This is a genomic window from Vibrio sp. VB16, assembly GCF_015594925.2.
In the GTDB taxonomy this organism is placed as follows: Bacteria; Pseudomonadota; Gammaproteobacteria; order Enterobacterales; family Vibrionaceae; genus Vibrio.
Window position 1 is genome coordinate 2,352,881 of the sequence record NZ_CP087590.1, and the last position, 24,084, is coordinate 2,376,964.

The 24,084-nt window shown below is 42.4% G+C and carries 25 protein-coding genes; 6 read left to right on the forward strand and 19 right to left on the reverse strand.

The genetic code is table 11. The features are described 5' to 3' along the window. Positions 1-116: 116 nt before the first annotated feature. Together IUZ65_RS10585 and IUZ65_RS10590 are read right to left on the reverse strand one after the other, a co-directional pair. Positions 117-884, reverse strand: a complete 768-nt coding sequence (locus tag IUZ65_RS10585; RefSeq protein ID WP_195703693.1) for a DeoR/GlpR family transcriptional regulator — start codon at positions 882-884, stop codon at positions 117-119. A gap of 202 nt (positions 885-1,086) precedes the next feature. Then, positions 1,087-1,536, reverse strand: a complete 450-nt coding sequence (locus IUZ65_RS10590; RefSeq protein WP_195703694.1) for an L-alanine exporter AlaE — start codon at positions 1,534-1,536, stop codon at positions 1,087-1,089. A 320-nt stretch (positions 1,537-1,856) separates the two neighbouring features. Between IUZ65_RS10590 and IUZ65_RS10595 the strand changes: the two genes are divergently transcribed. Further along, positions 1,857-2,426 (forward strand): UPF0149 family protein, encoded by a 570-nt coding sequence (locus IUZ65_RS10595; RefSeq protein ID WP_195703695.1) that lies wholly within the window; start codon positions 1,857-1,859, stop codon positions 2,424-2,426. Positions 2,427-2,712: 286 nt separating this feature from the next. On the opposite strand, the gene nadA is transcribed toward IUZ65_RS10595, so the two are convergent. The 9 genes from nadA to ybgE form a co-directional block, all read right to left on the reverse strand. Then, entirely contained in the window at positions 2,713-3,759 is a 1,047-nt protein-coding gene (gene nadA, locus IUZ65_RS10600; protein WP_195703696.1) for a quinolinate synthase NadA, read from the reverse strand. Positions 3,760-3,966: 207 nt separating this feature from the next. Next, a complete protein-coding gene (ybgF, locus tag IUZ65_RS10605; RefSeq protein ID WP_195703697.1) occupies positions 3,967-4,734 on the reverse strand; it encodes a tol-pal system protein YbgF in 768 nt (255 codons plus the stop codon). Positions 4,735-4,749: 15 nt separating this feature from the next. After that, positions 4,750-5,271, reverse strand: a complete 522-nt coding sequence (gene pal, locus IUZ65_RS10610) for a peptidoglycan-associated lipoprotein Pal (protein WP_195703698.1) — start codon at positions 5,269-5,271, stop codon at positions 4,750-4,752. 34 nt (positions 5,272-5,305) lie between these two features. Next, the gene (gene tolB, locus IUZ65_RS10615; RefSeq protein ID WP_443083738.1) at positions 5,306-6,604 is read right to left on the reverse strand and encodes a Tol-Pal system beta propeller repeat protein TolB; all 1,299 of its coding nucleotides are present in this window, start codon (positions 6,602-6,604) and stop codon (positions 5,306-5,308) included. Positions 6,605-6,677: 73 nt separating this feature from the next. Further along, positions 6,678-7,733, reverse strand: coding sequence for a cell envelope integrity protein TolA (gene tolA, locus IUZ65_RS10620; protein ID WP_195703700.1), 1,056 nt, complete (start codon positions 7,731-7,733; stop codon positions 6,678-6,680). A 12-nt stretch (positions 7,734-7,745) separates the two neighbouring features. Further along, complete coding sequence (locus IUZ65_RS10625; protein WP_195703701.1) at positions 7,746-8,189, reverse strand: ExbD/TolR family protein; 444 nt, start codon at positions 8,187-8,189, stop codon at positions 7,746-7,748. Positions 8,190-8,191: 2 nt separating this feature from the next. Beyond that, a complete protein-coding gene (gene tolQ / locus IUZ65_RS10630; RefSeq protein ID WP_195703702.1) occupies positions 8,192-8,875 on the reverse strand; it encodes a protein TolQ in 684 nt (227 codons plus the stop codon). Continuing rightward, positions 8,865-9,278 carry a tol-pal system-associated acyl-CoA thioesterase gene (gene ybgC, locus IUZ65_RS10635; protein WP_390230922.1) on the reverse strand — a complete coding sequence of 138 codons (414 nt, stop codon included), beginning with the start codon at positions 9,276-9,278 and terminating at the stop codon, positions 8,865-8,867. The genes tolQ and ybgC overlap by 11 nt, the downstream gene beginning before the upstream one ends. Before the next feature lie 150 nt (positions 9,279-9,428). Beyond that, entirely contained in the window at positions 9,429-9,734 is a 306-nt protein-coding gene (gene ybgE / locus IUZ65_RS10640; RefSeq protein ID WP_195703704.1) for a cyd operon protein YbgE, read from the reverse strand. A gap of 400 nt (positions 9,735-10,134) precedes the next feature. Between ybgE and IUZ65_RS10645 the strand changes: the two genes are divergently transcribed. Next, positions 10,135-11,070: a chemotaxis protein CheV gene (locus IUZ65_RS10645; protein ID WP_195703705.1), complete on the forward strand. Its 936-nt coding sequence runs from the start codon at positions 10,135-10,137 to the stop codon at positions 11,068-11,070. Between the two features lie 179 nt (positions 11,071-11,249). Here IUZ65_RS10645 and cydX read toward each other — a convergent pair whose 3' ends face one another. The 8 genes from cydX to aspS all read right to left on the reverse strand — a co-directional run bounded on the left by cydX (position 11,250) and on the right by aspS (position 19,590). Continuing rightward, on the reverse strand, positions 11,250-11,357 hold the full coding sequence (gene cydX, locus IUZ65_RS10650) for a cytochrome bd-I oxidase subunit CydX (protein ID WP_000270284.1): 108 nt from the start codon (positions 11,355-11,357) through the stop codon (positions 11,250-11,252). Between the two features lie 12 nt (positions 11,358-11,369). Next, positions 11,370-12,506: a cytochrome d ubiquinol oxidase subunit II gene (gene cydB, locus IUZ65_RS10655; RefSeq protein ID WP_195703706.1), complete on the reverse strand. Its 1,137-nt coding sequence runs from the start codon at positions 12,504-12,506 to the stop codon at positions 11,370-11,372. A gap of 13 nt (positions 12,507-12,519) precedes the next feature. After that, on the reverse strand, positions 12,520-14,106 hold the full coding sequence (locus tag IUZ65_RS10660; protein WP_195703707.1) for a cytochrome ubiquinol oxidase subunit I: 1,587 nt from the start codon (positions 14,104-14,106) through the stop codon (positions 12,520-12,522). Between the two features lie 466 nt (positions 14,107-14,572). Further along, positions 14,573-15,583 (reverse strand): Holliday junction branch migration DNA helicase RuvB, encoded by a 1,011-nt coding sequence (ruvB, locus tag IUZ65_RS10665; RefSeq protein WP_195703708.1) that lies wholly within the window; start codon positions 15,581-15,583, stop codon positions 14,573-14,575. 81 nt (positions 15,584-15,664) lie between these two features. Further along, positions 15,665-16,285, reverse strand: coding sequence for a Holliday junction branch migration protein RuvA (gene ruvA, locus IUZ65_RS10670; RefSeq protein WP_195703709.1), 621 nt, complete (start codon positions 16,283-16,285; stop codon positions 15,665-15,667). A gap of 93 nt (positions 16,286-16,378) precedes the next feature. Beyond that, positions 16,379-16,897: a crossover junction endodeoxyribonuclease RuvC gene (gene ruvC / locus IUZ65_RS10675; protein ID WP_195703710.1), complete on the reverse strand. Its 519-nt coding sequence runs from the start codon at positions 16,895-16,897 to the stop codon at positions 16,379-16,381. Positions 16,898-16,960: 63 nt separating this feature from the next. Next, on the reverse strand, positions 16,961-17,647 hold the full coding sequence (locus IUZ65_RS10680) for a hypothetical protein (protein WP_229638041.1): 687 nt from the start codon (positions 17,645-17,647) through the stop codon (positions 16,961-16,963). A gap of 167 nt (positions 17,648-17,814) precedes the next feature. After that, positions 17,815-19,590: an aspartate--tRNA ligase gene (gene aspS / locus IUZ65_RS10685; protein WP_195703711.1), complete on the reverse strand. Its 1,776-nt coding sequence runs from the start codon at positions 19,588-19,590 to the stop codon at positions 17,815-17,817. Between the two features lie 269 nt (positions 19,591-19,859). On the opposite strand from aspS, the gene cmoA reads away from it, so the two are divergent. From cmoA to IUZ65_RS10705, 4 genes are all read left to right on the forward strand, one after another. Further along, complete coding sequence (gene cmoA, locus IUZ65_RS10690) at positions 19,860-20,588, forward strand: carboxy-S-adenosyl-L-methionine synthase CmoA (RefSeq protein WP_195703712.1); 729 nt, start codon at positions 19,860-19,862, stop codon at positions 20,586-20,588. Positions 20,589-20,683: 95 nt separating this feature from the next. Beyond that, positions 20,684-21,658: a tRNA 5-methoxyuridine(34)/uridine 5-oxyacetic acid(34) synthase CmoB gene (gene cmoB / locus IUZ65_RS10695; protein ID WP_195703713.1), complete on the forward strand. Its 975-nt coding sequence runs from the start codon at positions 20,684-20,686 to the stop codon at positions 21,656-21,658. A 138-nt stretch (positions 21,659-21,796) separates the two neighbouring features. Next, positions 21,797-22,564: an ATP-dependent zinc protease family protein gene (locus tag IUZ65_RS10700; protein ID WP_195703714.1), complete on the forward strand. Its 768-nt coding sequence runs from the start codon at positions 21,797-21,799 to the stop codon at positions 22,562-22,564. Between the two features lie 8 nt (positions 22,565-22,572). After that, a complete protein-coding gene (locus IUZ65_RS10705; protein WP_195703715.1) occupies positions 22,573-24,081 on the forward strand; it encodes an inactive transglutaminase family protein in 1,509 nt (502 codons plus the stop codon). The last annotated feature ends 3 nt before the right edge of the window (positions 24,082-24,084 follow it).

Below are 24,084 nucleotides of genomic sequence, written 5' to 3' on the forward strand. Positions count from 1 at the left end.
TTAGATGTGTAATTAGGTTCCAATACAAAACATTACTTACGATCTAAAAGGGCCACAATAGTTCACTATTGTGGCCCTTCTATTTGTTTGATGGGTTGGACCCAGTCGAGGCACCGCTATAAGGTAACGACCTCTATTTGTGTTTCACTCTCGGCAAGGAGTGAAGCTAATGGTTCTGGTGGTAATTGATCAGTGACCACTAAATCTATCTCACTCAAATTACCAAGTTTTACCATGGCATTGCGTCCAAATTTGGAATGGTCAACGCCCAATAGTGTTTGACGGCTATTTTCTATTATAGCTTTCTTAACTCGAACCTCATGATAGTCAAAGTCGAGCAACGACCCATCGTTATCGATCCCACTTATACCAAGCACACCGAAATCAAGTCTGAACTGTGAAATAAAATCTAACGTCGCTTCACCTGTTACGCCACCATCGATATTCCGCACCTCACCACCGGCAAGAATCACCTTAAAATCAGGGCGTTCCATTAGTATCATCGCCACATTAATATTGTTGGTCACAATACGAAGATCGCTATGTCCTACGGTCAAAGCCCTTGCAAAGGCTTCTGGAGTCGTACCGATATCAATAAATAACGTTGATCCATTGGGGATGTGCTTTGCCATCGTTGCCGCTATCAGCTCTTTTTGTCGCGGATGCATGACTTTACGATTGCTATAGCTGGAGTTCTCAGAGCTAGAAAGGTTGGTCGCGCCACCGTGGGTCCGGCGAAGATTATTGAGTTCCGCAAGCTCATTCAGATCTCTGCGAATCGTTTGAGGGCTAACACTAAACCGTTCGACAAGTTCGTCTGTGTTGACTTCTCCATTCGATTCAACCAATCGAATAATCTCTTGGTGCCGCTGTTCTGCTTTCACGTCCGTTCCTTTTCTTAATTGAATATAACGTCCGCTAGTATAAGTAAAAATAACCAATAACCCTAGGGTCCGTTGATTTTTAGAGGCTATTTTGCAGCGAATTGTCGGGAATTCATGTAAGACACAGGCTCTAAAGGTAGCGGCTCGACCTCAAAATTGATAACGCAGAGGTAATCACCTACAAATGCTAGGAATGAAGAACCTAAGCCTGAGATACATACCCTGGCACACGGAACCACTTACGGCATATATCAAGAAAATAGCCGTAAAGAACCCCCATACCACATGATATTACGGCATTGGTGGATACCGCAGTGATAATCTGGTCTGTCGAAGCACCAACGAAAAGTAAAATGCCAACATAGACAGGAGATTGAAATGCAACAAACGCGATGAGATCAGAACTATTTTTCATAAAAGAGGACAACGATAGCCTCGCGCCTTGCTTCAACACCCAGTCACGGAAAATACCATACGGAAGCGCTATCGCGATATTCACGGGTATCGACACCAGACGCGAAGCCAGCGATGTTTCAAAAGACATTCCAGACACAAAAATTTCAATCATCATTCCTGAGACGAAACAAAACACCACCATAGCAAAGGTGTCTGCTGCTACGTTCCTAAGGCAAAAAGGACCACGTGATTTCATTTTCTTCCTCTACAAAACAATACACTGCCAAAATAATAAATAACATTAACTTAACACTGGCTTATGGCTAACAATCCAGCTTATCGTGCTATTAGAACAGATCTTAACTGAATTTATATACTGTTTTTAAAATATTGTTTTGAATATTGTACTATTTTTTTAAAAAAAATTAGCATGATCCTCTAGCGTGATACAGATCGCGCTTTTTTTAGTCAATCAAGAAAATAAGGTACAAAGAATAACCATACGCAGGTAGGGATGGTGAAGAGAGATTCGGAGCTGTGTTAGTATAGCCCATCAAATTTTTCTGAGAAAATACCGTGACACTAAAAGAATTACTTCAACAACCTGAACTTGAAGGCAAACTCCTCGGTGAAGCACAAACCTATGGTTTCATAACGGCTATGGCTGCCGCGCCCAATGTGCTTGACCCAACAGAGTGGATTCCATTCCTATGGGGCGGAGAAGAAGTCGCGCCATTTACCGATGGCGTCCAATTTGAGCAGTACGCTGATTTGCTGATCGCACTTTGGAACACAACTCGCCCTGCTCTACTCGACGGCACATGGCAATGGCCAGCGGGTTATACGCTTGACGAAAAGGAGATTATTTCTGAAGAGGCGCGCGCGTTTACAGAGGGGGCGCTTCAGGGATGGCAACTCGCCAGAGATGATTGGGAAACCTTAATGCCTGAGCATAGCGAAGACAATGCACTGCTTGGGGGGGTGCTACTCTCTTTAAGTCTTCTTTACGACCCAGAAACGGCCATTGAGACGTTAAAAGAACATGGCGTAGAGGGATTAGAGCAATTTGAAGAGATCTATAATGCCATTCCGGTCATGCTGTGTGGCTTGACTCAGCGCGGTGTGGAACTCGCAGAGTCGCAATAACCGAGACCGAGCATTATTGCCATCGCTCCTAAATTTCCGTGAAACGGACATTTTTTTTATTCAAAAGGTCGACAAAATACATCGATTCTCCACGTTCGTATAATGCTAAATACTTCGTCATTCCCGTGGAAACGGGAATCTTGGTGATATTAGATCCCCATTTTCATGGGGATGACGTTGGTTTCATGAGGATGACGATAGGTTTCATGAGGATGACGTAGGTTTTCATGGGGATGACGATAGTTTTTGCGAAAGCAATACCTACTGATCCGTATTCAACCCTAGATTAGCTTTGTAGCTGCTCGGCAAAATCCAGCATGCGATTCAAAGGTATGAGTGACTTAACACGAATCTGCTCATCTACAAAGATTTCATGCTTGTCTGACGACCCCGTTAAGGCACTTTCTATCGCGGCTAAACCATTCATGGCCATCCAAGGACAGTGAGCACAACTTCGACATGTCGCGCCTGCTCCGGCGGTTGGGGCTTCCATCAACTCCTTCTCAGGAACTAACTGCTGCATTTTAAAGAAGATACCTTTATCTGTTGCAACAATGAGTTGCTTATTCGGTAGTTCTTTTGCTGACTTAATAAGTTGACTGGTAGAACCGACTGCGTCAGCCAACTCAACAACCGATGCTGGAGATTCAGGATGCACTAAAATAGCAGCTTCTGGATAAACGGCTTTCATCTCCTTTAGAGCTTTAGCAGAAAACTCGTCATGTACAACGCATTCTCCTTGCCACAGAAGCATCTCCGCACCTGTTTTATTGGCAATATAAGATCCTAAATGACGATCAGGCCCCCAGATGATTTTTGCGTCTTCATCATCGAGATGTTCGACGATTTCTAAGGCAATACTTGAGGTAACAACCCAATCTGCGCGCGCTTTAACCGCTGCCGACGTATTGGCGTAAACCACAACCGTATGATCTGGATGAGCATCGCAAAATTCTGTGAATTTATCTGCCGGACAGCCCAAATCTAAGGAACATTCTGCTTCTAAGGTTGGCATTAAGATGGTTTTTTCTGGGGTGAGTATTTTAGCAGACTCACCCATAAAACGAACACCAGCAATAATTAACGTGCTCGCCGAGTGGCGATTACCAAATTTTGCCATCTCTAAAGAATCGCCAACAAACCCTCCGGTCTCTTCCGCGAGAGCCTGAATCTCTGGGTCAGTATAATAATGGGCAATTAATACCGCGTCTTTCTCTTTCAGCAGACGTTTTATACTTTCAAGATGCGTTTTCTTTTGCTCATCGGTCAATGGCGTTGGTTTTGGTGGAAATGGATAAACGGTGGTTTCAATTAGATCTAATATGTGGCTCATTGCTTTTGCTCTATGCAACGTCAGTGAATCCGATCATTGTACACCTGATGGGGACTCATTTTCTACCACTGTTGAACAATTGCTATTACCACTACGACTAAATGATTAGTCATATAGAGATACTCGATAGAGTAAACAGGAATACTAGTGAAAAAATACGAGGTCTAGATGAGATCTAAAAAATAGACCATCAAATGGTCTATTTTTTTATTTAAGTTTTGATTTAGCCATCTTAGCGGAGGCTGAACCTGGGTATCCATCAATCGCTTGTTGATAATATTTATTGGCTACCGCGGGTTTGCCGTTGCGGGCTGCAATATCACCAAGCTTTACAAGTGAATCCGCACGCTTGTTTGATTTTTCGTAAGAGACGACAGAAGCAAAACTTTTTGCTGCATCAACATCTTTTTTTAGAGCGTAATTCAATTGCCCAACCCAGTAATGAGAGTTGGCTGCGTAAGACGAATTAGGGAAATCTTTTTGAAACTTAGCAAATGCCGCTAGTGCACCCGTGTAATCTTTATCCACTTGGACGAGGTAAACAGCTTTTTTATAGGCGGCTTCTTCGTTCACATTGGCAGCATACACGCCACCGTTGGCTTCTGTACCGCCACTAGTCGCAGGGGTTACATTATCAACAGGTTGCTGTTTATCATTTCTCAAACGGTCCAACTCGATAAATAATTCTCGCTGACGTTCTAACATCTGCTTCATATCATAGCTATTTCGTTCGACCATCCCTCTCATTTCGCTAAGTTCCCGTGCCATATCGTCGATTTGCTGCTGCATTTGCAGTTGCACTCGAGATCGATTATTCAACAAACGTTCAAGTCGCTGAACATCGGTTTCAGGCATGGAGCTAACGGAAGAAGATGCGTTGCTTACATCAGATACTGGAGCTGGTGCAGCGAACACAAAGTTCGCTGCACTGGCCAGCAACGCAAGCGAAACAACTCGCTTAAAGTTACTGAACATGAGGTCTATCCTCGATTAGTATACGATAACCGCACGACGGTTCTTCGCATAGGCATCTTCAGATTGACCTAGAACTAGAGGTTTTTCCTCACCGTAGCTCATGATAGAGATTTGGTCAGATTGAACACCTAGAGCTTGAAGATATTTTGAAACGGCTTCTGCACGGTATTCACCAAGAGCGATGTTGTACTCCGGAGTACCACGTTCGTCAGCGTGACCTTCTACAGTTACTTTAATTGCAGGGTCTTTGCTTAAGAATGCCGCGTGTGCTGCTAGCATTTCTTCGTAATTACCAGAAACGGTTGCATTATCAAACGCAAAATAAACTGTGCTGTTTTCGCGAAGAGCTTGCTCTTTCATTTCTTGCTCTGAAAGTTGAGCATTTTGATCAACCGGAGTAGCAACAGTTGTTGTCTGCTCTTGGTTGTTCGTTTGTTGAGAAGCGGCATCAGCAGCTTCGTCGCTTGAGCTACAAGCTGTTACTGCTAGAATAGGTAGCGCAATTAAGAGCCCTTTAAAAACCTTATTAAGTTGCATCTTTTATATTCCTTTGTTTGTCAAAACTTCGTTGCTACAAAAACGGTGACCAGGCGGGAGCTCTAACACGCCCATTTGTTGCCGGTAACCTAGCTTTAAATCGACCATCTATAGAAACCATAGAGAGTACATTTTTCTTTCTATAAATAGAGCTATAAATGACCATACTACCATTTGGGGCAATACTTGGAGATTCGTCCAAGAGTGTATTAGTTAACACTTGAACGGCTCCTGTCTCCAGATCTTGTTTTGCAATATTAAAACCTGAATTGGATCGATTCACCATAATTAAGAATCTTCCATCAGGAGTAATCTGCCCACCCAAGTTCTGGCTACCCTGCCAAGTTAAACGGTTAGTCGTGCCGTTTACCAAATTTACTCGATAAATCTGAGGTTTACCACCCCGATCCGATGTAAATATTAACGATTGTCCGTCAGGATACCAAAACGGTTCCGTATTATTTGATCTACCCCGCGTTATTTGGCGTAACTTCCGTGTTGCAAGATCAAGTGTATAGACTTGAAGGCTGCCAGTTTTTGACAGCACAATCGATAACGTTTTTCCATCAGGGGAGAATTTTGGAGCGCCATTGTGGCGTGGGAATGACGTTAGTTTTTCCCTTTTGCCCGTATAGATGTCCATTAAAAATATTTCTGCTTGGTTATTTTGAAAACTAACGTAAGCAAGTTGGCGTCCATCTGGCGACCAAGATGGCGACATAAGCGGCTGCTTAGAGCGCAATACGAGTCGTTCGTTAAAGCCGTCGTAATCGGCAATTCTTAGTTGATACTGATACTGGTCTTTTTCATTGATAACAACATAAGCAATACGCGTGACAAACGCCCCTTTTTCACCGGTTAACTGCTCATAAACAAGGTCAGAAATACGGTGTGCGTATTCTCTTAGACGTTCACCCGGTACCGTTGCTCGCTTATTAAATAAAATATGGTCTTTAGAAAGTACCAGTTCGCCATCGGCACTAAGTGTTTTACTTTGCCCTTTCGTCAATTGACCTCGAATAACATCGACTAATTGATATCTCACTACATAGTCACCAGCCGCATTCTGAGTAATAGAGCCCGTTAGTAATGAATCGACACCCAAGTTTGTCCACTCTTCAAACTTGATTTCGCTGTCTTCATAGGGTGTTTGTGGCATTTTATTTACAGGCACGGGGCTAAATTTGCCACTGCGTTGTAGATCCGAAGCGATCACTTTTGATACATCATGTGGAAGCTTAGTTGTGCCTTCCCACTTAAAAGGTACGATACCAATGGGTCTAGCCGAATCGATACCTTCTGTTATTACTAATTCCAGTGCGGCGTTGGCCATAGGGCTCAAACTTGCAACTAATATTAGTAATCCTGTGATAAGTTTTTTAATCAAAACACTTCCCTTTTTCTTACTACTCTGGAGCAACGGTTAAGTTAATATCACGAAGTTTACTTGCCACATCTTTATCTGCTGGCAACGGAAACGTGCCTACTTGCGTAACGGCGCTTTTCGATGCCGCACATAAACGCGCATCACCACTGAGCACCTTTACACTACTCAAAATAGCACTATTACCTGCAGGTATTAGCTTTAAGTTAACTTTACAAGACTTTCCCCTGTAGGAGTCCTCCACGAGCAGCTTACTTTGAATAAGTTGCGTATATATTGCAGCGTATCTTTCGGTTTCTGACGCTACAAATTGTTGTTTTGCCGAGCTATTTTGAGCGGCCTCTTCTTCTAGGCCAGCAAATATGTCACCCAAAGCCGCTTCTTGTTCTTTACGTTCTCTTTCCAACTGTTTTAGTCGTTCCTGCTCTTTCTTGGCTTTCTCTTTTGCTTCTGCTGCCGCTTTCTCGCTTGCCACTCGCTGCTTTTCCGCTTTCTCTGCTAGCTCTATTTGTTTCCGAGCGTTGTCTTGGGCTTCCTTCGCGGCTTTTTCTTGGCTTAACCGTTCAACTTCCGCAGCGGCTATTGCCGTCTCTTTCGCTGCGCGTTCTTTTTCTACTTTTTTGACCTGCTCTTGTTTCTTAATACGCTCAGCTTCTGCGTTCGCCGTTAACCGTTTTTGCTCTCGAATTTTTTCTTCTTCTACTCGAACCTTTTCTTGGGCGACTTTTCTATTTTTTTCTGCTGTGCGGGTCGCTTTATCGGCTTTTGCTTTATCTTCTTTGAGTTTACGAATTCTCGCTTCTTCAACTTTACGGTTTTTTTCTAACTGTTCACTCTGCTTGCGTAGTTTATCCAGGCGTTCTTGTTCTGTGTTCGCTGCAGATTTACGTTTCTCTCTTATCTCTTTGGCCTGCTTTTGTACCATCGCAGGGTCGATAACGACCGCATGAATCAGATTCCCTGTCGGCCTTGGTTTAGACATATTAAAATCTGTCCCCCAAAGCAACGCTGCCACCAATAATAGGTGCAGGGTAATAGAGATAATGATTGCCGATGTTAGGTTCTTGTTATTTTTCATCTACAGCTAACGCTATTCCTTGATATCGGTCAAGAGCCCAACTTTGGGAACCCCTGCCTGACTTAACTCATCCAGTACTAAAACAATTTCAGCATAGGGTGTTGCTGCATCACCACCTACTGCCACTGGTGACGTAGGTGATATCGATAATTCTGCCTTTACCCGCACAATGACATCTTGTAAAGAAAGACCCCGCTGCACGTCTTCATTATTCACGCTCAGCCCTAGGTTGCCTTCGGCATCTACCTCTACAATGATAAAGCTTGCGTCAGAATCGCCAGCAATATCAGAGGCCGGTTTTGCCGTAGAAGCTTGCGGCAGTTCTACATCCACTCCTTGAGTAATAAAAGGAGAGGTCACCATAAAAATAATCAAAAGCACCAACATAACGTCAATGTATGGTACGACATTGATTTCAGCGGTTAGCTTCCTTTTTTTAGGTTGATAACCTGCCATGATTAATCCTTATCACTCATCGCTTGGCGATGGAGAATACTATGGAACTCTTCAGAAAACGTCGCGTAAGAGTGCTCTAACTTACTCACGCGATTGCTTAAACTGTTGTAAGCCATTACGGCTGGGATAGCCGCGAACAAACCCATCGCCGTCGCAACTAAAGCTTCAGCAATACCTGGGGCTACCATGGCTAGCGTCGCTTGCTTAACCTGACCTAACGCGATAAATGCATGCATAATGCCCCACACCGTACCAAATAAACCAATATACGGGCTGATAGACCCAACTGTCGCCAAAAACGGCAAGCTTGTCTCAAGCGATTCTACTTCTCGTGAAACGGTAACGCGCATTGCGCGGCCTGTTCCGTCCATCACAGATTCACTTGATGAACCGTAGGTTCTTCTTAAACGAGCAAATTCAGTAAAGCCAGAATAAAAAATCTCTCGGCTACCAGACAGATCGTCTTTATTTTCTTTTACTTCCTGATATAACTTCGATAGGTCTTGGGTAGACCAAAATTTGTCTTCAAATTCAGTGGCGTCTTTTGATGCGGTTCTCAACACTTTACTGCGTTGAATAATCATCGCCCATGAAACAACCGACATACCAAGTAATATCAGCATGACAAACTTAACGAGTAAGCTTGCCTGTAAGAATAGATCTAAGATTGAAATTTCAGCGTTCACTCTGATTCAACTCCGCAATTAATGAGCTTGGGATAGCTTGAGGTTTCATTTTTTGAATGTTCACGCATGCTACCTTAACTAGGGCTTTACACAATGTGCGGCCTTCAAGATTGACGATTTCCTGACAAAACACTATTGACGCTTTCTTCAATTCAGACACAGTAGTGACAACCGTCAATTGGTCATCTAGCCTTGCACCTTGTAAAAAGTCGATATCAATATGTCGAACAACAAAGCCTATGTTTTCTACTAATAGCACCTGTTGAGAGACCCCAATATGTCGAAGTAGTTCCGTCCTTGCTCTTTCGAAATACTTCAGGTAGTTAGAATGGTATACAACACCACCTGCGTCAGTATCTTCGTAATAGATAGTAACGGGCCATTTGAATGGAGAAGTTGTCACGTTTTGCACAACCTATTGCTAATAATAATTAAATTAATTACTAACTATACCCTATCGTTATAGCAATAGTATTGAGGAGTTGTCTTTTTTTCATAAAATTGACGAAAAAGTGACGCTATACAGAAAGAACCGCGTCATTTTGGATAAAAATCAAACGAATAGATAGGCGATTGTTAGATAAATGAGGATAGCGAAAGAAATATAGGGCGAGAAAAATGCTTTCCACACAATATGGATAGGGGTAAAGCCTACACCAAATATTACGCCTGAGCAGATAGCCCAAAGAAACAGCGGACCGATTACTGCGTTAAATCCCCCAATCGCACTACTGTATTGGTTAGGGTCCCACATTAATAACCCTGCGTGACCGATTGCCAATAGGAAAGAGAACGCTCTAAAAAGAGTTTTATTTATAGGCTCATGCATTTGATTTAAAACAACATTACATTTATTCATACCACAAGTTAACCACGCCTAAGTACTTTCCCATTATTCTACCATTTATTTTTCTGTAATTTCATGTTTTTAAAGTACTTATTGAATTTCACGCTTATTTATTGGCCATGAATTATTAAAGGATAATTTGTCACCTCTGAAGGTTCCTTTTCTATACATTCCTAGGTTAATGACTTGAATAATTGTATATTCGCCTTAGTAACCTATTGAGAAAAAAGACTTTAATTCATAGCTCAAGTGATTCATCCCTCATAACTCACGAGTAATTTCATCGAGCTGGTGGTACTAATCATAAGGAAAGGTCATACTGACCAAATAATTAATTGATGCTCGTGATACTAGGTACTTGTGTTGGTTCCTTTGTATAATGTTACACAAGCTAAAAATAGGTTTAGTAGATATGTCAAACTCCAATATTTTAATGGAATCCGGAACAAATGAACTTGAAATAGCTGAATTTCGATTAATCAGAGAATTGCCTGATGGCGGAACGAAAGTAAATAGTTATGGAATTAATGTCGCTAAAGTTCGGGAAATTATTCGATTTCCTGAAATGACCGACTATCCCAAGGGCGACAAGCACATTGTTGGCGTTTTTAAGTCAAGAGAAAAGGTGACCCCCTTAATACATTTAGCTAAATGGTTAGGAATATCCGAAAAACAACCCACTTCTGACCAGTATGTCATCGTTACCGATTTTAATGGGGTGACAAACGGTTTTTTAATTGATTCAATTAATCGTATTCATCGAGTTTCATGGTCCGATTTAGAGGCCGCAGGTGAGATCTCTTTGGCAGGAGAAGATAATTGTATTGTTGCATCCGTTAACATAGAAGACAGATTAGTCTTCATTCTAGATTTCGAACTGATCATTGCTGAAATGAACTCAGATATTAATATGAGCCAATACAATATAAACACAGATAATAATGTTGATTTATCACCTGAGAAGAAAAGACGAAGAGCACAACATACAATCCTAATTGCAGACGACTCTAAGTTTATATTGGAACAATTAAAAACGGTTGTTTCTGAGTCTGGGTATATGGTTGAAACGGCGACAGATGGCGAACAAGCCCTCAATTATTATGAAGCGAATAAGCAGAGCATTAGTGCTATTGTCTCAGATGTAGAAATGCCTAAAGTAGATGGTTTATTCTTATGCAGAACGATAACTAGTCAGCCCAATCACCCACCAGTGCTGATTTTTTCGTCTACTATGACAAAAGAAAACAAATTAAAGGCATTCGAAGTCGGCGCTACTGAAACACTCACTAAGCCTGAAATTCACAAATTGATTCCCTTGCTTGATGAACTAATATTCCCTAATGGATAGTTCTTATCCCATTCTGGATGAAGCACATAAGATGCATGTGTGACTATCCTTCATGATAGTTAGCCCAATAAAAAAGCCTTGATAAACAAGGCTTTTTTATTGGATGGCATTTCTATTTTTAGCCCTTTAAAAGGGCCTTATCTATAAGATCGAATAAATTAGCTATTTGAATAACCAATTTATTCACTGTCTTTGTCCATCATTTCTGAGTGCTCTAACCAAAGCGCATTAATAATGCCAAAAGCACAGGCAAGTAGAACGCCTAAAATCCATGCAAAATACCACATATCAATGGCTCCTTAGTAAAGTGAATTCTTGTTTTCTTCGATGAACTTATCATCAATACGACCATACATTTTGTAGTAAGACCAAGCGGTATAACTCAAAATAATCGGTATAAAGATAGCCGCGACAACGGTCATTATTTGCAGTGTCAGCTCACTCGATGTCGAATCCCACATTGTAAGGCTTTGACTTGGGTTTAAGCTTGAAGGCATAACAAACGGGAACATACTGAACCCAGCGGTTAAGATAATACCTGCCGAGGTCAAACTAGAAGCTAAAAATGCAAGCCCACCACTGTTAATGCGCGTTGCGAGAATAACCACAAGTGGCATTACCGTACCAAGTATAGGGGCAATCCACATAAGCGGATAACTGGCGTAATTCGCCATCCAAGCTCCGGCCTCACGAACCACTTCTTTGTTCAGTGGGTTTGATGCCGCAAACGTATCAACTTCGCTCTTCAACGCATAGCCGTCGATAGACTGAACCCAAAAACCAGCGGCAACAAAAAGTATGGTGATAGTTAATGCACCAGCTTGAGAAACAGCGCGCGCGCGATCTCTCACGGCAGCAGTGGTTTTCATTTGCAGCCACGTTGTCCCCATCACTAAGAACATGGTAAGACTGATTAAACCACAGAGCAGTGCAAATGGATTAAGCAGTCCAAAGAATGATCCATGATACGTTGGCATCATAAAGTCGCTTAACGTAAATGGTATGCCTTGTAATAGATTCCCGAATGCAACACCAAAAATAAGAGAAGGAACAAACCCACTAATGCTGATAGCAATGTCCCAGTTATTTCGCCATTTAGGCGACTCAATTTTAGAACGATAATCCAGACCAATTGGGCGTAGCCATAGCCCTGCTAGCGTCAAGATCATGGCAAAGTAAAAACCAGAAAATGACACAGCATATACCGTTGGCCATGCGGCGAATAGAGCACCACCAGCAGAAACTAACCAGACTTGGTTTCCGTCCCAGTGAGGCGCAATCGAGTTAATCATCACTCGACGTTCGTTGTCTGTTTTACCGATAACAGGTACAAGGGCGCAAACACCTAAATCAAACCCGTCGGCAATGGCGAAACCAATTAGTAGAACACCTACTAGTAGCCACCAAACAAATCGCAATGCTTCATAATCAAACATTATTTAATCTCCCTTACGCTTCTACTTGGCGGTTAACTTTGTCTTGTACAGAGTCACCGCTCTGTTCAAAGTGGTAGCGGCCTGTCTTCAAGCTGCTTGGCCCTTTACGTGCAAATGTCACCATAAGATAAACTTCAACTATCAGGAATACTGTATAGAGAGCCATTATTGCAAGTAGCGATGCCCATAACTGACCTTCGGTTAAGGCAGATACCGCAACATCGACAGGCAATATTTCACCCACAGCCCACGGTTGACGACCATATTCTGCAACAAACCAACCCATTTCTATTGCAAGCCACGGTAGAGGGATACTGAATAGAGCGGCTTTGAGAACCCATGATTTCTGTTCTATTTTCTGACGACACGTCTGTACAAACGCGGCACCGAACACGAACAGCATAATAAAGCCAACAGCAACCATCACTCGGAAAGACCAGAACAGAGGCCAAACTGTAGGAATTGAATCATCTGCTGCGTCTTTAATTTGTTCTTCTGTTGCGTCTACAACATCATCGGTGTATCGCTTAAGCAGCAAACCATAACCAAGGTCATGCTTTAGTTCATCAAAGGCATCCAGGTTTTCTTGAGACTTATCACCTGAACGCAGTTTTTGGAGAAGGTCATACGCTAATATGCCGCTGCGAATACGCTCTTCGTGCTCAATTTTGAGGTCGGAAATACCCGTTACTTCGGTGTCAAGAGAACGTGTGGCAATAATACCCATAAGATAAGGGATCTTAATAGCGTAATCCGTATGCTGTGTCTCTTGATTTGGGAAACCAAACAACGTGAATGCGGCGGGTGCTTCTTCCGTGTGCCATTCCGCTTCAATTGCTGCGAGCTTCACTCTTTGAACATCCCCTAATTCGTAACCAGATTCATCACCCAATATGATAACGGACAGGATTGCTGCCATACCGAATGACGCTGCAATAGCGAATGAACGACGAGCAAAAGCAACGTCTCGGCCTTTCAGCAAATAGTAAGAGCTGATACCTAGAACAAACATTGCACCGGTCGTATAACCTGATGCTACCGTATGGACAAATTTAACCTGTGCAACGGGGTTTAAGACAAGCTCCGCAAAACTCACCATTTCCATTCGCATCGATTCAAAGTTGAATTCCGACCCGACGGGGTTTTGCATCCAGCCGTTAGCGACTAAAATCCAGAGCGCAGAAAAATTTGAACCGAGAGCCACTAACCAAGTTACCGCCAAATGCTGACGCTTAGATAACCGTTCCCAACCAAAGAAAAATAGCCCCACAAACGTGGATTCTAGGAAAAATGCAACAAGAGCTTCGATGGCGAGTGGAGCACCAAATATATCGCCTACATAGTGTGAGTAGTAGGACCAGTTAGTACCGAATTGAAATTCCATGGTAAGGCCAGTTGCCACACCAAGAGCAAAGTTTATACCGAATAACTTACCCCAGAACTTTGTCATATCCTTATAGATTTGTTTATCGGTCATTACATAGAGAGACTCCATTATGGCGAGCAAGAAAGCCATACCTAAAGTCAATGGAACGAAGAGGAAGTGATACATCGCTGTGAAGGCAAATTGCAACCGCGATAGATCAACTATGTCAATCATGTTAGCTCCTTTTGTGTCGGCTGAGTGACACTGGTACTTTTTGCATCATGCATAAGCACTTTTTATATTAATTAACTTTGTCCGATTATAAAACGAACTCAGTTGTTAATAGCTTGTGCATTTTAGGTTAGATAATTGTTAAGTAAGCTCTAATATAGCTGGGGCTAATATTAACGGTTTATTGGTTTCGATACAAAATATTTTTGAAAAGCTTTAGCTTTGATTTGAATCAAATAGATCTCGTGAATATTAATATACGGCCTTTTAATTGACTTAGATCAGTTTTAGCGACCATTTAAATACTCTAGCGGAATACTACAGAAGGTTATATATAACGATTGGAAATAAGAGAGCAGGATATTAGATTTAAATTTATGTGACCAATACCACCTTATGAGTAGAGAAACGAAAATAATGGCCGCTTAATATGCTCGAATTTTAAACGGCCATCTTATTGTGTTAATTGTTAATTACTTGTTTCGAGACCGAAATGCAAATACGCTCTCTCAGTCGCAATTCGACCTCTTGGGGTTCTTTGTAAATACCCTTGTTGAATGAGAAAAGGTTCCAGAACATCTTCGATGGTTTCTTTTTCTTCACCTATCGCAGCGGCTAAGTTGTCTAAACCTACTGGACCACCAGAAAACTTTTCCATAATGGCAAGAAGGAGCTTTCTATCCATGTAATCAAAACCTTTATGATCAACATCAAGCATATCTAGTGCTTTATCCGCTATATCAGAACAGATATGGCCATTACCTTTAACTTCCGCATAATCTCTTACTCGGCGCAGCAATCTGTTAGCAATACGAGGTGTACCACGTGCTCGTCGAGCAACCTCTAACGCCCCGTCTTCTTCCATTGAAAGGTTAAGGCAGCTTGCACTACGCTGAACGATAAACTGTAAGTCAGGAACGTTGTAATACTCTAACCTTTGTACGATTCCAAATCGGTCACGCAAAGGAGATGTCAGTGACCCTGCACGAGTCGTCGCACCAATCAGAGTAAAAGGGGGAAGATCTATCTTGATAGAACGAGCCGCTGGCCCTTCACCTATCATGATGTCTAATTGATAATCCTCCATTGCCGGATAAAGTATCTCTTCAACCATTGGACTCAGTCGATGAATCTCATCGATGAAAAGAACATCGTTTTCTTCCAAGTTGGTTAACAGCGCAGCTAGATCGCCCGCCTTTTCCAACACGGGGCCAGAAGTCGTACGAATGTTTACTTCCATTTCGTTAGCAACAATGTTGGCTAATGTCGTTTTGCCTAAACCTGGTGGGCCGAAAATCAACAGATGATCCAATGGCTCATTACGCTGCTGAGCCGCTTTAATGAAGATTTCCATCTGGTTGCGCACGTGATCTTGCCCTCTATAATCGGCAAGTTTCTTCGGCCGTATAGCACGGTCAATGACTTCTTCGTCTTTAAATACCGGATTATCCGGTGCTATCAAGCGATCTGCTTCGATCATCGGTTTTTCTCTTATTCATTTTACTGTGGTTGCCGATAAATCGGCGAACACTATATTGAGCATCCAAATTTGGTATCTCAATCACACCATAGATTTCAAGGCTTCACGAATAATAGATTCGCTTATCATATCTGGTTTAGCGACTTGAGAAATCACCGTTGACGCTTGTTGCGGTTTGTAGCCAAGGGCAACTAACGCACTAACCGCTTCATCTTTTGCACTTTGTTTACCATGAGAAGCGAGTTGGTTATCACTTGGTGCCGCATCGGTGGCGGGCGTAAACAAATCGCCGGCTCCCCACCCTTTAAGACGATCTTTCATCTCAACGACTAATCGTTCTGCGGTTTTTTTACCCACACCCGGTAGCTTAACAAGCGTTGAAATATCTTCCCGTTCGACACAAGAAACAAACTGCGCTGCCGTCATACCCGACAATATTGCCAAGCCTAGTTTCGGTCCCACTCCATTCGCTTTGATAACTTCTCTAAAAAGCGCACGTTCTTTTACTGTATTGAAACCATACAGTAATTGGGCATCTTCTCGAACAACGAAATGGGTATACACGGTCGCTTCTGCGCCAATTTCAGGGAGCTCATAAAAACAGCTCATTGGCATCTGTACTTCATAACCAATACCACTCACTTCGATGAGCAGTTCAGGTGGTTGTTTTTCAATCAAAATTCCACGAAGGCGTCCAATCACAGAGAATATCCTTTGAAACGGGTAATATGTCGGATGATAATATATTACTGGATGAATAACCAGTGCCGCATTTGAAGGCGGCTTTAATCACAACTATCTATAACGCCCTTTCTTCGCACTGGTCGCTTTACCTGCTAATGCCATCAACGTTTTATTGGTGTTCGCGTGACAGATGGCAACACCCAGCGCATCCGCGGCATCGGCTTGAGGTTTCGCCGGTAACTTCAAAATGCTTTTTACCATATGTTGAACCTGTGCTTTATCGGCCGCACCGGTACCAACAACAGCTTGTTTAATAGAACGCGCGGAATACTCAAAAACCGGTAAATCAGTGTTTGCAGCAGCAACAATAGCGCTACCTCTGGCTTGCCCAAGTTTCAGCGCAGAATCCGCATTTTTTGACATGAAGACTTGTTCAATCGCAAACTCGTCAGGTTGAAACTGAATAATCAGCTCTGTTACCCCAGCGTATATTTGCTTCAATTTGCCTGCTAAATCAGACTCTGACATTCGGATACAACCACTACCTAAATAAGAGAGCTGTCGGCCTTCTTGTCGTATCACACCATAACCGGTTATCCTCGAGCCCGGATCAATGCCAAGAATTATCATTTATTACCCAAATAGTTTAATTTTCAGAGATGCTAACCGATTATAACTAATAAAAGCTAGCATCTATATTGGTATGAAGGTCATAGATGCAACACTTTGCACCACCTTATTGATGGTTCGATTGGTACTATCTGAAACCAATATGGCCATCATGTCTTGTACGAGGATCATCTGACCCAGGACCCGCTCATAGCTGTAGTTCGGCACACCGTTCGCATCGATACCGTTAGTAAGTAGCAGTAACTCACCACTGTCGTAGCGACGATTATTAAGCTGCCACGTTATTGTTTCTAGGTTTCGAGCGCTGTTATACAGTTTTTGCTGACTTATTTCGTCCAGAATGTAGAACTCTAGTTGGTTATTGTAAGATGCACTTAACATTCCGGTGATACCCGCCATCAAAGCAAAGACACGATCCCCTTCGAACTCTTTTGAGAAAGCGAGCGGAAGTGCCTCTACACCATCCATATTCCCCAACTCTTGGAAACCGTGTTTAGGTCGATCTACCGTCATTAATTGGGAAAGACGCGCATCTATTGTCATTCCTGAGTTTTTTTTCAACTCCCTCGGGTTTCTTTTATATAGCTTAATAATGAGTCGTCGAGTGAGCTTTCGTATTTGTTCGATATGAATATCGGTTACAAGATCTATATCAGATTTAGCGAGGTTTTTTATATCGAAGGGGCGATTATCTTTTCCGACGCATGCTGTGAGCGTAAATATAAGAAGCACGGTCATTATAAAACGCATTCACTTACCCTTTATTTAAAATGATTGGATTAGCTTGAACTCTGGATAAGTTACATTCTATTCAGGCATTTAATAAAACAAAAGAAGTTAAGGGGTTTTCTGTTGGTTTGGATCAAAAAAGCTAGGGGGATCCCTAGCTTTTCAATAGATTAGATTAGCCGAAACGATTAGGCTTCTTTTTCTGTCGCTTTTTTCACTACAATTGCCAGCTCTTCAAGCGATGCAGGGTTAGCCAAACTTGGTGCGTCTGTTAACAAACACGCTGCTGCCGTTGTTTTAGGGAAGGCAATGACGTCACGGATATTTTCTGTACCACATAAAAGCATTGCCAATCGATCGAGACCGAATGCCAAACCTGCATGTGGCGGCGTACCGTACTTAAGCGCTTCTAACAAAAAGCCAAACTTTAACTGCTGTTCTTTATCTTCGATACCTAATATTTCAAATACCGTTGCCTGCATTTCAGCACTGTGAATACGAACGGAACCACCACCAACTTCATAACCATTGATAACCATGTCATAAGCATTCGAATTCGCAGATGCCGGGTTTTCTTTAAGCTCTTGCGCAGTAACCCCTAATGGCGAAGTAAATGGGTGATGCATAGCATGTAAGTTACCTTCACCATCTTCTTCAAACATTGGGAAATCGATTACCCACAATGGCGTCCAAGCCGCCGTATGGGACAGCTCCAAATCCTTTCCTATTTTCAAGCGAAGTGCACCCAACGCTTCAGAAACAACATTGGCTTTATCGGCACCAAAGAGAATAATGTCGCCAGATTCAGCGCCAGTTCGATCCAGAATACCGTTAATAACCTCTTCAGAAAGGAACTTAGCAACTGGCGACTGAATACCTTCGAGTCCAGCGGCTTTATCATTCACTTTCATCCATGCAAGACCTTTCGCACCGTAGATACCAACAAATTTCCCGTATTCGTCAATTTGTTTGCGACTCAGTTTTGCACCGCCGGGTACACATAGTACGGCCACACGACCTTTCTCGTCATTTGCAGGACCAGAGAATACTTTGAATTCTACATCTTTAACGAGATCGGCAACATCAACTAATTCTAGTGGGTTACGGAGATCTGGCTTATCAGAACCAAAGCGACGAATCGCTTCTGAGAAGCTCATGACAGGAAACGCACCAAGATCAACGTCAAGCAACTCAAGCCACATCTCACGGATCATTTTTTCGGTCACTTCACGCACTTGGTCAGCGGTCATGAAGGACGTTTCAATATCTATTTGAGTAAATTCAGGTTGACGGTCGGCACGTAAATCTTCATCTCGGAAACATTTTACGATTTGATAATAGCGATCAAAACCAGACATCATCAAAAGCTGTTTAAATAACTGTGGTGACTGAGGTAGCGCATAAAAACTCCCCTTATGAACACGGCTTGGTACCAGATAATCACGCGCGCCTTCTGGGGTTGCCTTTGTTAACACAGGGGTTTCGATGTCTAGAAAATCATTGCTGTCTAAAAAGCGACGAACAAAGCTAGATGCTCTCGCACGCAGCTTTATGTTATCACTCATTTCTGTACGACGTAGATCAAGGTATCGATACTTCAGACGTTGTTCTTCTGAATTATTCTGCTTAGAATCCAATGGCAACGCTTCAGAACGATTAATGATTTCTAGCCCTGTAGCAAGGACTTCTACTTCACCCGTCGCCATATCTTTATTGATTTGGCTTTCCGGACGAGCGCGAACCTCACCAGTGAATTTAATACAAAATTCATTTCTTAGTAGGTTCGCAACTTCAAATACGTCTTTCATATCTGGGTCGACTACTACCTGAACAATACCTTCACGATCTCGCATATCAACGAAGATTAGACCGCCTAAATCGCGGCGACGGTTGACCCATCCGCAAAGTTCTACAGTTTGTCCCACAAGGGACTTGTTCAGTTGACCGCAATACTGGGTACGCATAATGAAATTCCCAAACTCTTAATTAGTTATTAATTTTTTGACAGATTATACTGTCAACTCAAACCCACATTTATACCTGCAAAGCGCTTGAAAATCGACCTTTGAAAGGACTTTTTCTCGTATTTCGCCTCGACTTAGAACCAACAGATGATAAAAACAGCAATTTTAGGCGTTTTAACCGGCCTATAGTCATATAATGAATGGTGACACCATCGGTTTTTTCTCTTAAAATACGCCACCCAATTTTGTATGTTTACTAGCAGGCAGGCATGAATAATAAAGATAATATTTTCTCATCTCCTATCGATAACATCGGTAACTTTAGTTTTGATGAAAATGTCGTAGAAGTCTTTCCAGATATGATCCAAAGGTCAGTTCCTGGGTACAGTAATATTGTGTCTGCTATTGGCATGCTCGCAGAACGCTTCGTCAAACCAAATACCGTCATCTATGACTTAGGGTGTTCTCTTGGTGCTTCTACTTTATCTATCAGAAGAAATATAGATCAAGAAGGCTGTAAGATTATCTCTGTTGACAACTCGAAGGCGATGGTTGAGCGTTGCAAATTACATGTTAATGCCTACCGTTCTGATACGCCTGTAGAGGTAATTGAAGCTGATATTCGAGATATCACGATAGAGAACGCCAGTATGGTCGTGTTAAATTTCACTTTGCAGTTCCTGTCTCCTGATGACCGTCAGAGCTTGCTCGAGAATATATATGCTGGACTGCGTCCGGATAGCATATTAATCCTGTCAGAGAAATACGTTTTTGAAGACCAAAACTCAAATAGTTTATTGATAGATTTACACCATGATTTTAAACGCGCAAATGGTTACAGCGAATTAGAGGTCAGTCAAAAACGCAGTGCTATTGAAAATGTTCTGATCCCTGACTCAATTCCAAAGCACAAAGAGAGACTACAAAAAATCGGCTTTAAGAATGTAGAAGTCTGGTTTCAATGTTTTAATTTCGGATCGATGTTTGCAATTAAATAAGTCCTGTTTGTCATAAAGCTTTTCGTTATAAAATAATAGAACCCGATATTTTCGGTCTAATTACACATTTCACTACATAAAAGATCATTCAAACCATGTTCAATTTTGCTAACTTCTACAAACTCATTGCTCAAGATACTGCATTACAGCCTTGGCTAACGATTCTTCCTCAACAGTTAACGGACTGGCAGAATGCTGAACATGGCGATTTTGAACGCTGGCTTAAAGCACTTAACAAGCTCCCCGAAGGGTCACCAGATAATATCGACCTGAAAACATCCGTTTCTCTTTCTAATAACCAACCTATATCCGATGGTGAAAAGAAAAAACTCGACAACCTATTGCGTACTTTTCATCCATGGCGAAAGGGGCCTTTTACGACTCATGACATACATATTGACACTGAATGGCGTTCAGATTGGAAGTGGGACCGGGTTCTTCCGCATATTTCCCCACTTAAGCATCGCTCTGTATTAGATGTGGGGTGCGGGAATGGTTATCACATGTGGCGCATGCTTGGAGAAGGTGCGCGTTTATGTGTAGGTATCGACCCTTCTCACCTGTTTCTCGTTCAATTTGAAGCCATACGCAAACTGATGGGGAATGACCAGCGAGTTCACCTGCTTCCTCTAGGTATCGAACAACTGCCTGAACTAAAGGCCTTTGATACCGTATTTAGTATGGGTGTTCTTTATCATCGTCGCTCCCCCCTTGACCATCTACTTCAATTAAAAAACCAACTCGTTGCTGGCGGAGAACTCGTTCTTGAAACCTTGGTTATTGATGGCGACGAAAATGCGGTTCTGGTTCCAACAGGCCGATACGCTCAAATGCGTAACGTCTATTTTTTCCCCTCTGCAAAAGCATTAAAGAAATGGCTAGAAAAGTGTGGGTTCGAAGACGTACGAATTGTGGACGAAAATATCACAACGACAGACGAGCAAAGAGCAACAGACTGGATGAAGCACAACTCTTTGCCTGATTATTTAGACCCGCAAGATCCAACCAGAACAGTGGAAGGCTATCCCGCCCCAAGACGAGCGATTTTGGTCGCGAGAAACCCGTCTTAATTGCAACGAGTACCAATTACTTTTAGGTGATCGTAAATGCTAACCAAATACTGACATAAGGGTGCTTCTCGCGCCCTTTGTTGTGGGCTAAAATCCGCGGCGTATAACTAAATTATCCTACTGAAATTAAGGTAAAAAATGCTAAAAATTGCTTTTTCTCTCATCGCAATGAGCTTGCTCGCAGGATGCGCATCAACAAGCAGCGAAAAGCAGAACCAACTCACTCTAGACGCCATTAAACAATCGGAATCAAACATTGCCAATGAAATTGAAATCTTAAAATTGGGCCTCAGTAACCAGTCTGATTACATTGCCAGTTTAGAAACAGAAGTCATTGGACTGCAAAGCAAGGTTAATGATCTACAGCATACGGAAACGAAGCGTGAAAGCACCCAAAAAACGCCATCGAACAAGCGTGCTAATGATACTCAACTGAAAACCAGCACAACCTCACCCTCTAACAATTTGGTTGTTCTTGGTGCGATTGAAAACATTCAGCTAGAAAAAATTGAACAACGCTACAGTGCGCGAATCGACACTGGGTCAACAACCTCTTCTCTCAACGCTATCAACATCAAAGAATTCGAGCGTGAAGGGAAAAAATGGGTTAGATTCAATCTGAGTGAACTGGAGACTGATATTGAAGGAAAAAACCAAATTGAGGCCCCTATTATTAGGTATGCCAATATTAGGCAACCGAACTCAGAAACAGTAGAAAAACGTGCCGTGATCGAATTATGGGTAAAAATAGGCACAATTAACGAAAAATCTGAATTTACACTGGCGAATCGCTCACAAATGAGCCACCCTGTTTTACTAGGAAGAGAGTTTATTCAAGATATTGCTTTAGTTGATGTTAGTAAAACATTTCTTCTCTCAAAACCAAGAAAAATACATAAAAATTAGGGACAATTATGACGTCAAGAATTCCTTTTTATTTCCTTATCGGGTTGCTTATTATCGGTGGCATTTGGCTAAATGTTATGCGCCATGACAACTATGGGGTACCGTGGACACCAGGTGAAAAGCGCCAAGTATGGGACATTGAAGCTCGAATTGAGTTTAGCGGTATGGGCGAACCTGCCAAGGTTTCTCTTGCTGCACCAAATACACAATCTGGCTATACGTTAATAGATGAGTCGGCCTCATCTCCAGGTTACGGAATTGCCTACATTCATTCTGATACGGGTAGACGCGCTGAATGGTCGATACGTCAAGCAGATGGCTCACAGACTATTTACTACAAAACACAATTTCTTGTCGATGACCAAGCGAAGGTTGAGCCGTTTCCACCTTCAGATGAACCTATCTTGAAGCCTACTTTCGATGGCCCGCAAGAAGCCGCGGTTAAATCGATCATAGAGCAGGCATCACAGCGTAGCGCAGATGATGTCACTTTTACCCGTGAACTCATCAAAAGACTTAACGATAGTGATAGCCAAAGTGCCGCCCTACTGCTCGACCAGTCAAGCAAAGCTCAAATCATTTCGAAGCTTTTGTCTTTTGCAGGGGTTCACAATAAGACCGTGGGCGTCGTCTATTTAGAAGATGGTCGTCGTCGTCAAAACATCAATAAGATGGTGCAAGTGTGGGATGGTCAGGACTGGATGCTGTTTGACCCAGAGTCTGGTATGCAGGGCAAAGCAGAAGATGCGCTCATCTGGGACGAATCTAATGTCTCTTTACTTGATGTCGTTGGCGGAAAAAACAGTCAAGTACACTTCTCTATGATTGCACAAGACATCTCACCTAAAGCGGCAACTGAGAGCAAAGTAAGTGCTGACAATCTATTAAACTTCTCTATCCATAGCCTTCCATTGGAAGAGCAATCCATGTTCAAAACCATAATGCTGATTCCGATTGGCGCTTTAATCGTGGTTTTTTTACGAGTCATCATCGGCCTTAAGACATCCGGCACTTTTATGCCCGTGTTGATTGCTGTCGCATTTGTTCAGACACAGCTGATAACAGGTATCGTTGGGTTTTTACTGATTGTAGGAACCGGTTTAATCATCCGCAGTTATTTATCCAAACTTAATTTACTCTTGGTCGCTCGAATATCCGCGGTAATTATCACTGTAATATTGATTATTTCAGTATTCACAGTCGTTGCTTTCCGCATCGGTTTAACCGAAGGATTAAGCATTACCTTCTTCCCTATGATCATTCTTTCGTGGACGATTGAGCGCATGTCGATTCTATGGGAAGAAGAAGGGGCGAAAGAGGTATTCTTGCAAGGTGGCGGTTCCTTGCTTACATCGGTTATCGTTTACTTAGCCATGACCAATGGTTACATCCAACACATGACCTTTAATTTCATTGGCGTACAGCTGCTGATTCTCGCGGCTATCTTGGCGTTAGGTAATTACACGGGTTACCGCCTAACGGAATTGCGTCGCTTTAAGCCATTAGCGGAGGATTAAGCC

What these genes read in the sequence shown, in the direction of transcription:
- aspS (WP_195703711.1), bottom strand. Translation starts at nt 19,590, where the DNA reads ATGCGTACCCAGTATTGCGGTCAACTGAACAAGTCCCTTGTGGGACAA.
- IUZ65_RS10660 (WP_195703707.1), bottom strand. Translation starts at nt 14,106, where the DNA reads ATGATTGACATAGTTGATCTATCGCGGTTGCAATTTGCCTTCACAGCG.
- IUZ65_RS10700 (WP_195703714.1), top strand. Translation starts at nt 21,797, where the DNA reads ATGCTAAAAATTGCTTTTTCTCTCATCGCAATGAGCTTGCTCGCAGGA.
- ybgE (WP_195703704.1), bottom strand. Translation starts at nt 9,734, where the DNA reads ATGAATAAATGTAATGTTGTTTTAAATCAAATGCATGAGCCTATAAAT.
- ruvB (WP_195703708.1), bottom strand. Translation starts at nt 15,583, where the DNA reads ATGATCGAAGCAGATCGCTTGATAGCACCGGATAATCCGGTATTTAAA.
- IUZ65_RS10590 (WP_195703694.1), bottom strand. Translation starts at nt 1,536, where the DNA reads ATGAAATCACGTGGTCCTTTTTGCCTTAGGAACGTAGCAGCAGACACC.
- cydB (WP_195703706.1), bottom strand. Translation starts at nt 12,506, where the DNA reads ATGTTTGATTATGAAGCATTGCGATTTGTTTGGTGGCTACTAGTAGGT.
- IUZ65_RS10645 (WP_195703705.1), top strand. Translation starts at nt 10,135, where the DNA reads ATGTCAAACTCCAATATTTTAATGGAATCCGGAACAAATGAACTTGAA.
- nadA (WP_195703696.1), bottom strand. Translation starts at nt 3,759, where the DNA reads ATGAGCCACATATTAGATCTAATTGAAACCACCGTTTATCCATTTCCA.
- cmoB (WP_195703713.1), top strand. Translation starts at nt 20,684, where the DNA reads ATGTTCAATTTTGCTAACTTCTACAAACTCATTGCTCAAGATACTGCA.
- IUZ65_RS10680 (WP_229638041.1), bottom strand. Translation starts at nt 17,647, where the DNA reads ATGCGTTTTATAATGACCGTGCTTCTTATATTTACGCTCACAGCATGC.
- cydX (WP_000270284.1), bottom strand. Translation starts at nt 11,357, where the DNA reads ATGTGGTATTTTGCATGGATTTTAGGCGTTCTACTTGCCTGTGCTTTT.
- pal (WP_195703698.1), bottom strand. Translation starts at nt 5,271, where the DNA reads ATGCAACTTAATAAGGTTTTTAAAGGGCTCTTAATTGCGCTACCTATT.
- ruvC (WP_195703710.1), bottom strand. Translation starts at nt 16,897, where the DNA reads ATGATAATTCTTGGCATTGATCCGGGCTCGAGGATAACCGGTTATGGT.
- cmoA (WP_195703712.1), top strand. Translation starts at nt 19,860, where the DNA reads ATGAATAATAAAGATAATATTTTCTCATCTCCTATCGATAACATCGGT.
- tolA (WP_195703700.1), bottom strand. Translation starts at nt 7,733, where the DNA reads ATGAAAAATAACAAGAACCTAACATCGGCAATCATTATCTCTATTACC.
- IUZ65_RS10705 (WP_195703715.1), top strand. Translation starts at nt 22,573, where the DNA reads ATGACGTCAAGAATTCCTTTTTATTTCCTTATCGGGTTGCTTATTATC.
- ybgF (WP_195703697.1), bottom strand. Translation starts at nt 4,734, where the DNA reads ATGTTCAGTAACTTTAAGCGAGTTGTTTCGCTTGCGTTGCTGGCCAGT.
- tolB (WP_443083738.1), bottom strand. Translation starts at nt 6,604, where the DNA reads ATGGCCAACGCCGCACTGGAATTAGTAATAACAGAAGGTATCGATTCG.
- IUZ65_RS10625 (WP_195703701.1), bottom strand. Translation starts at nt 8,189, where the DNA reads ATGGCAGGTTATCAACCTAAAAAAAGGAAGCTAACCGCTGAAATCAAT.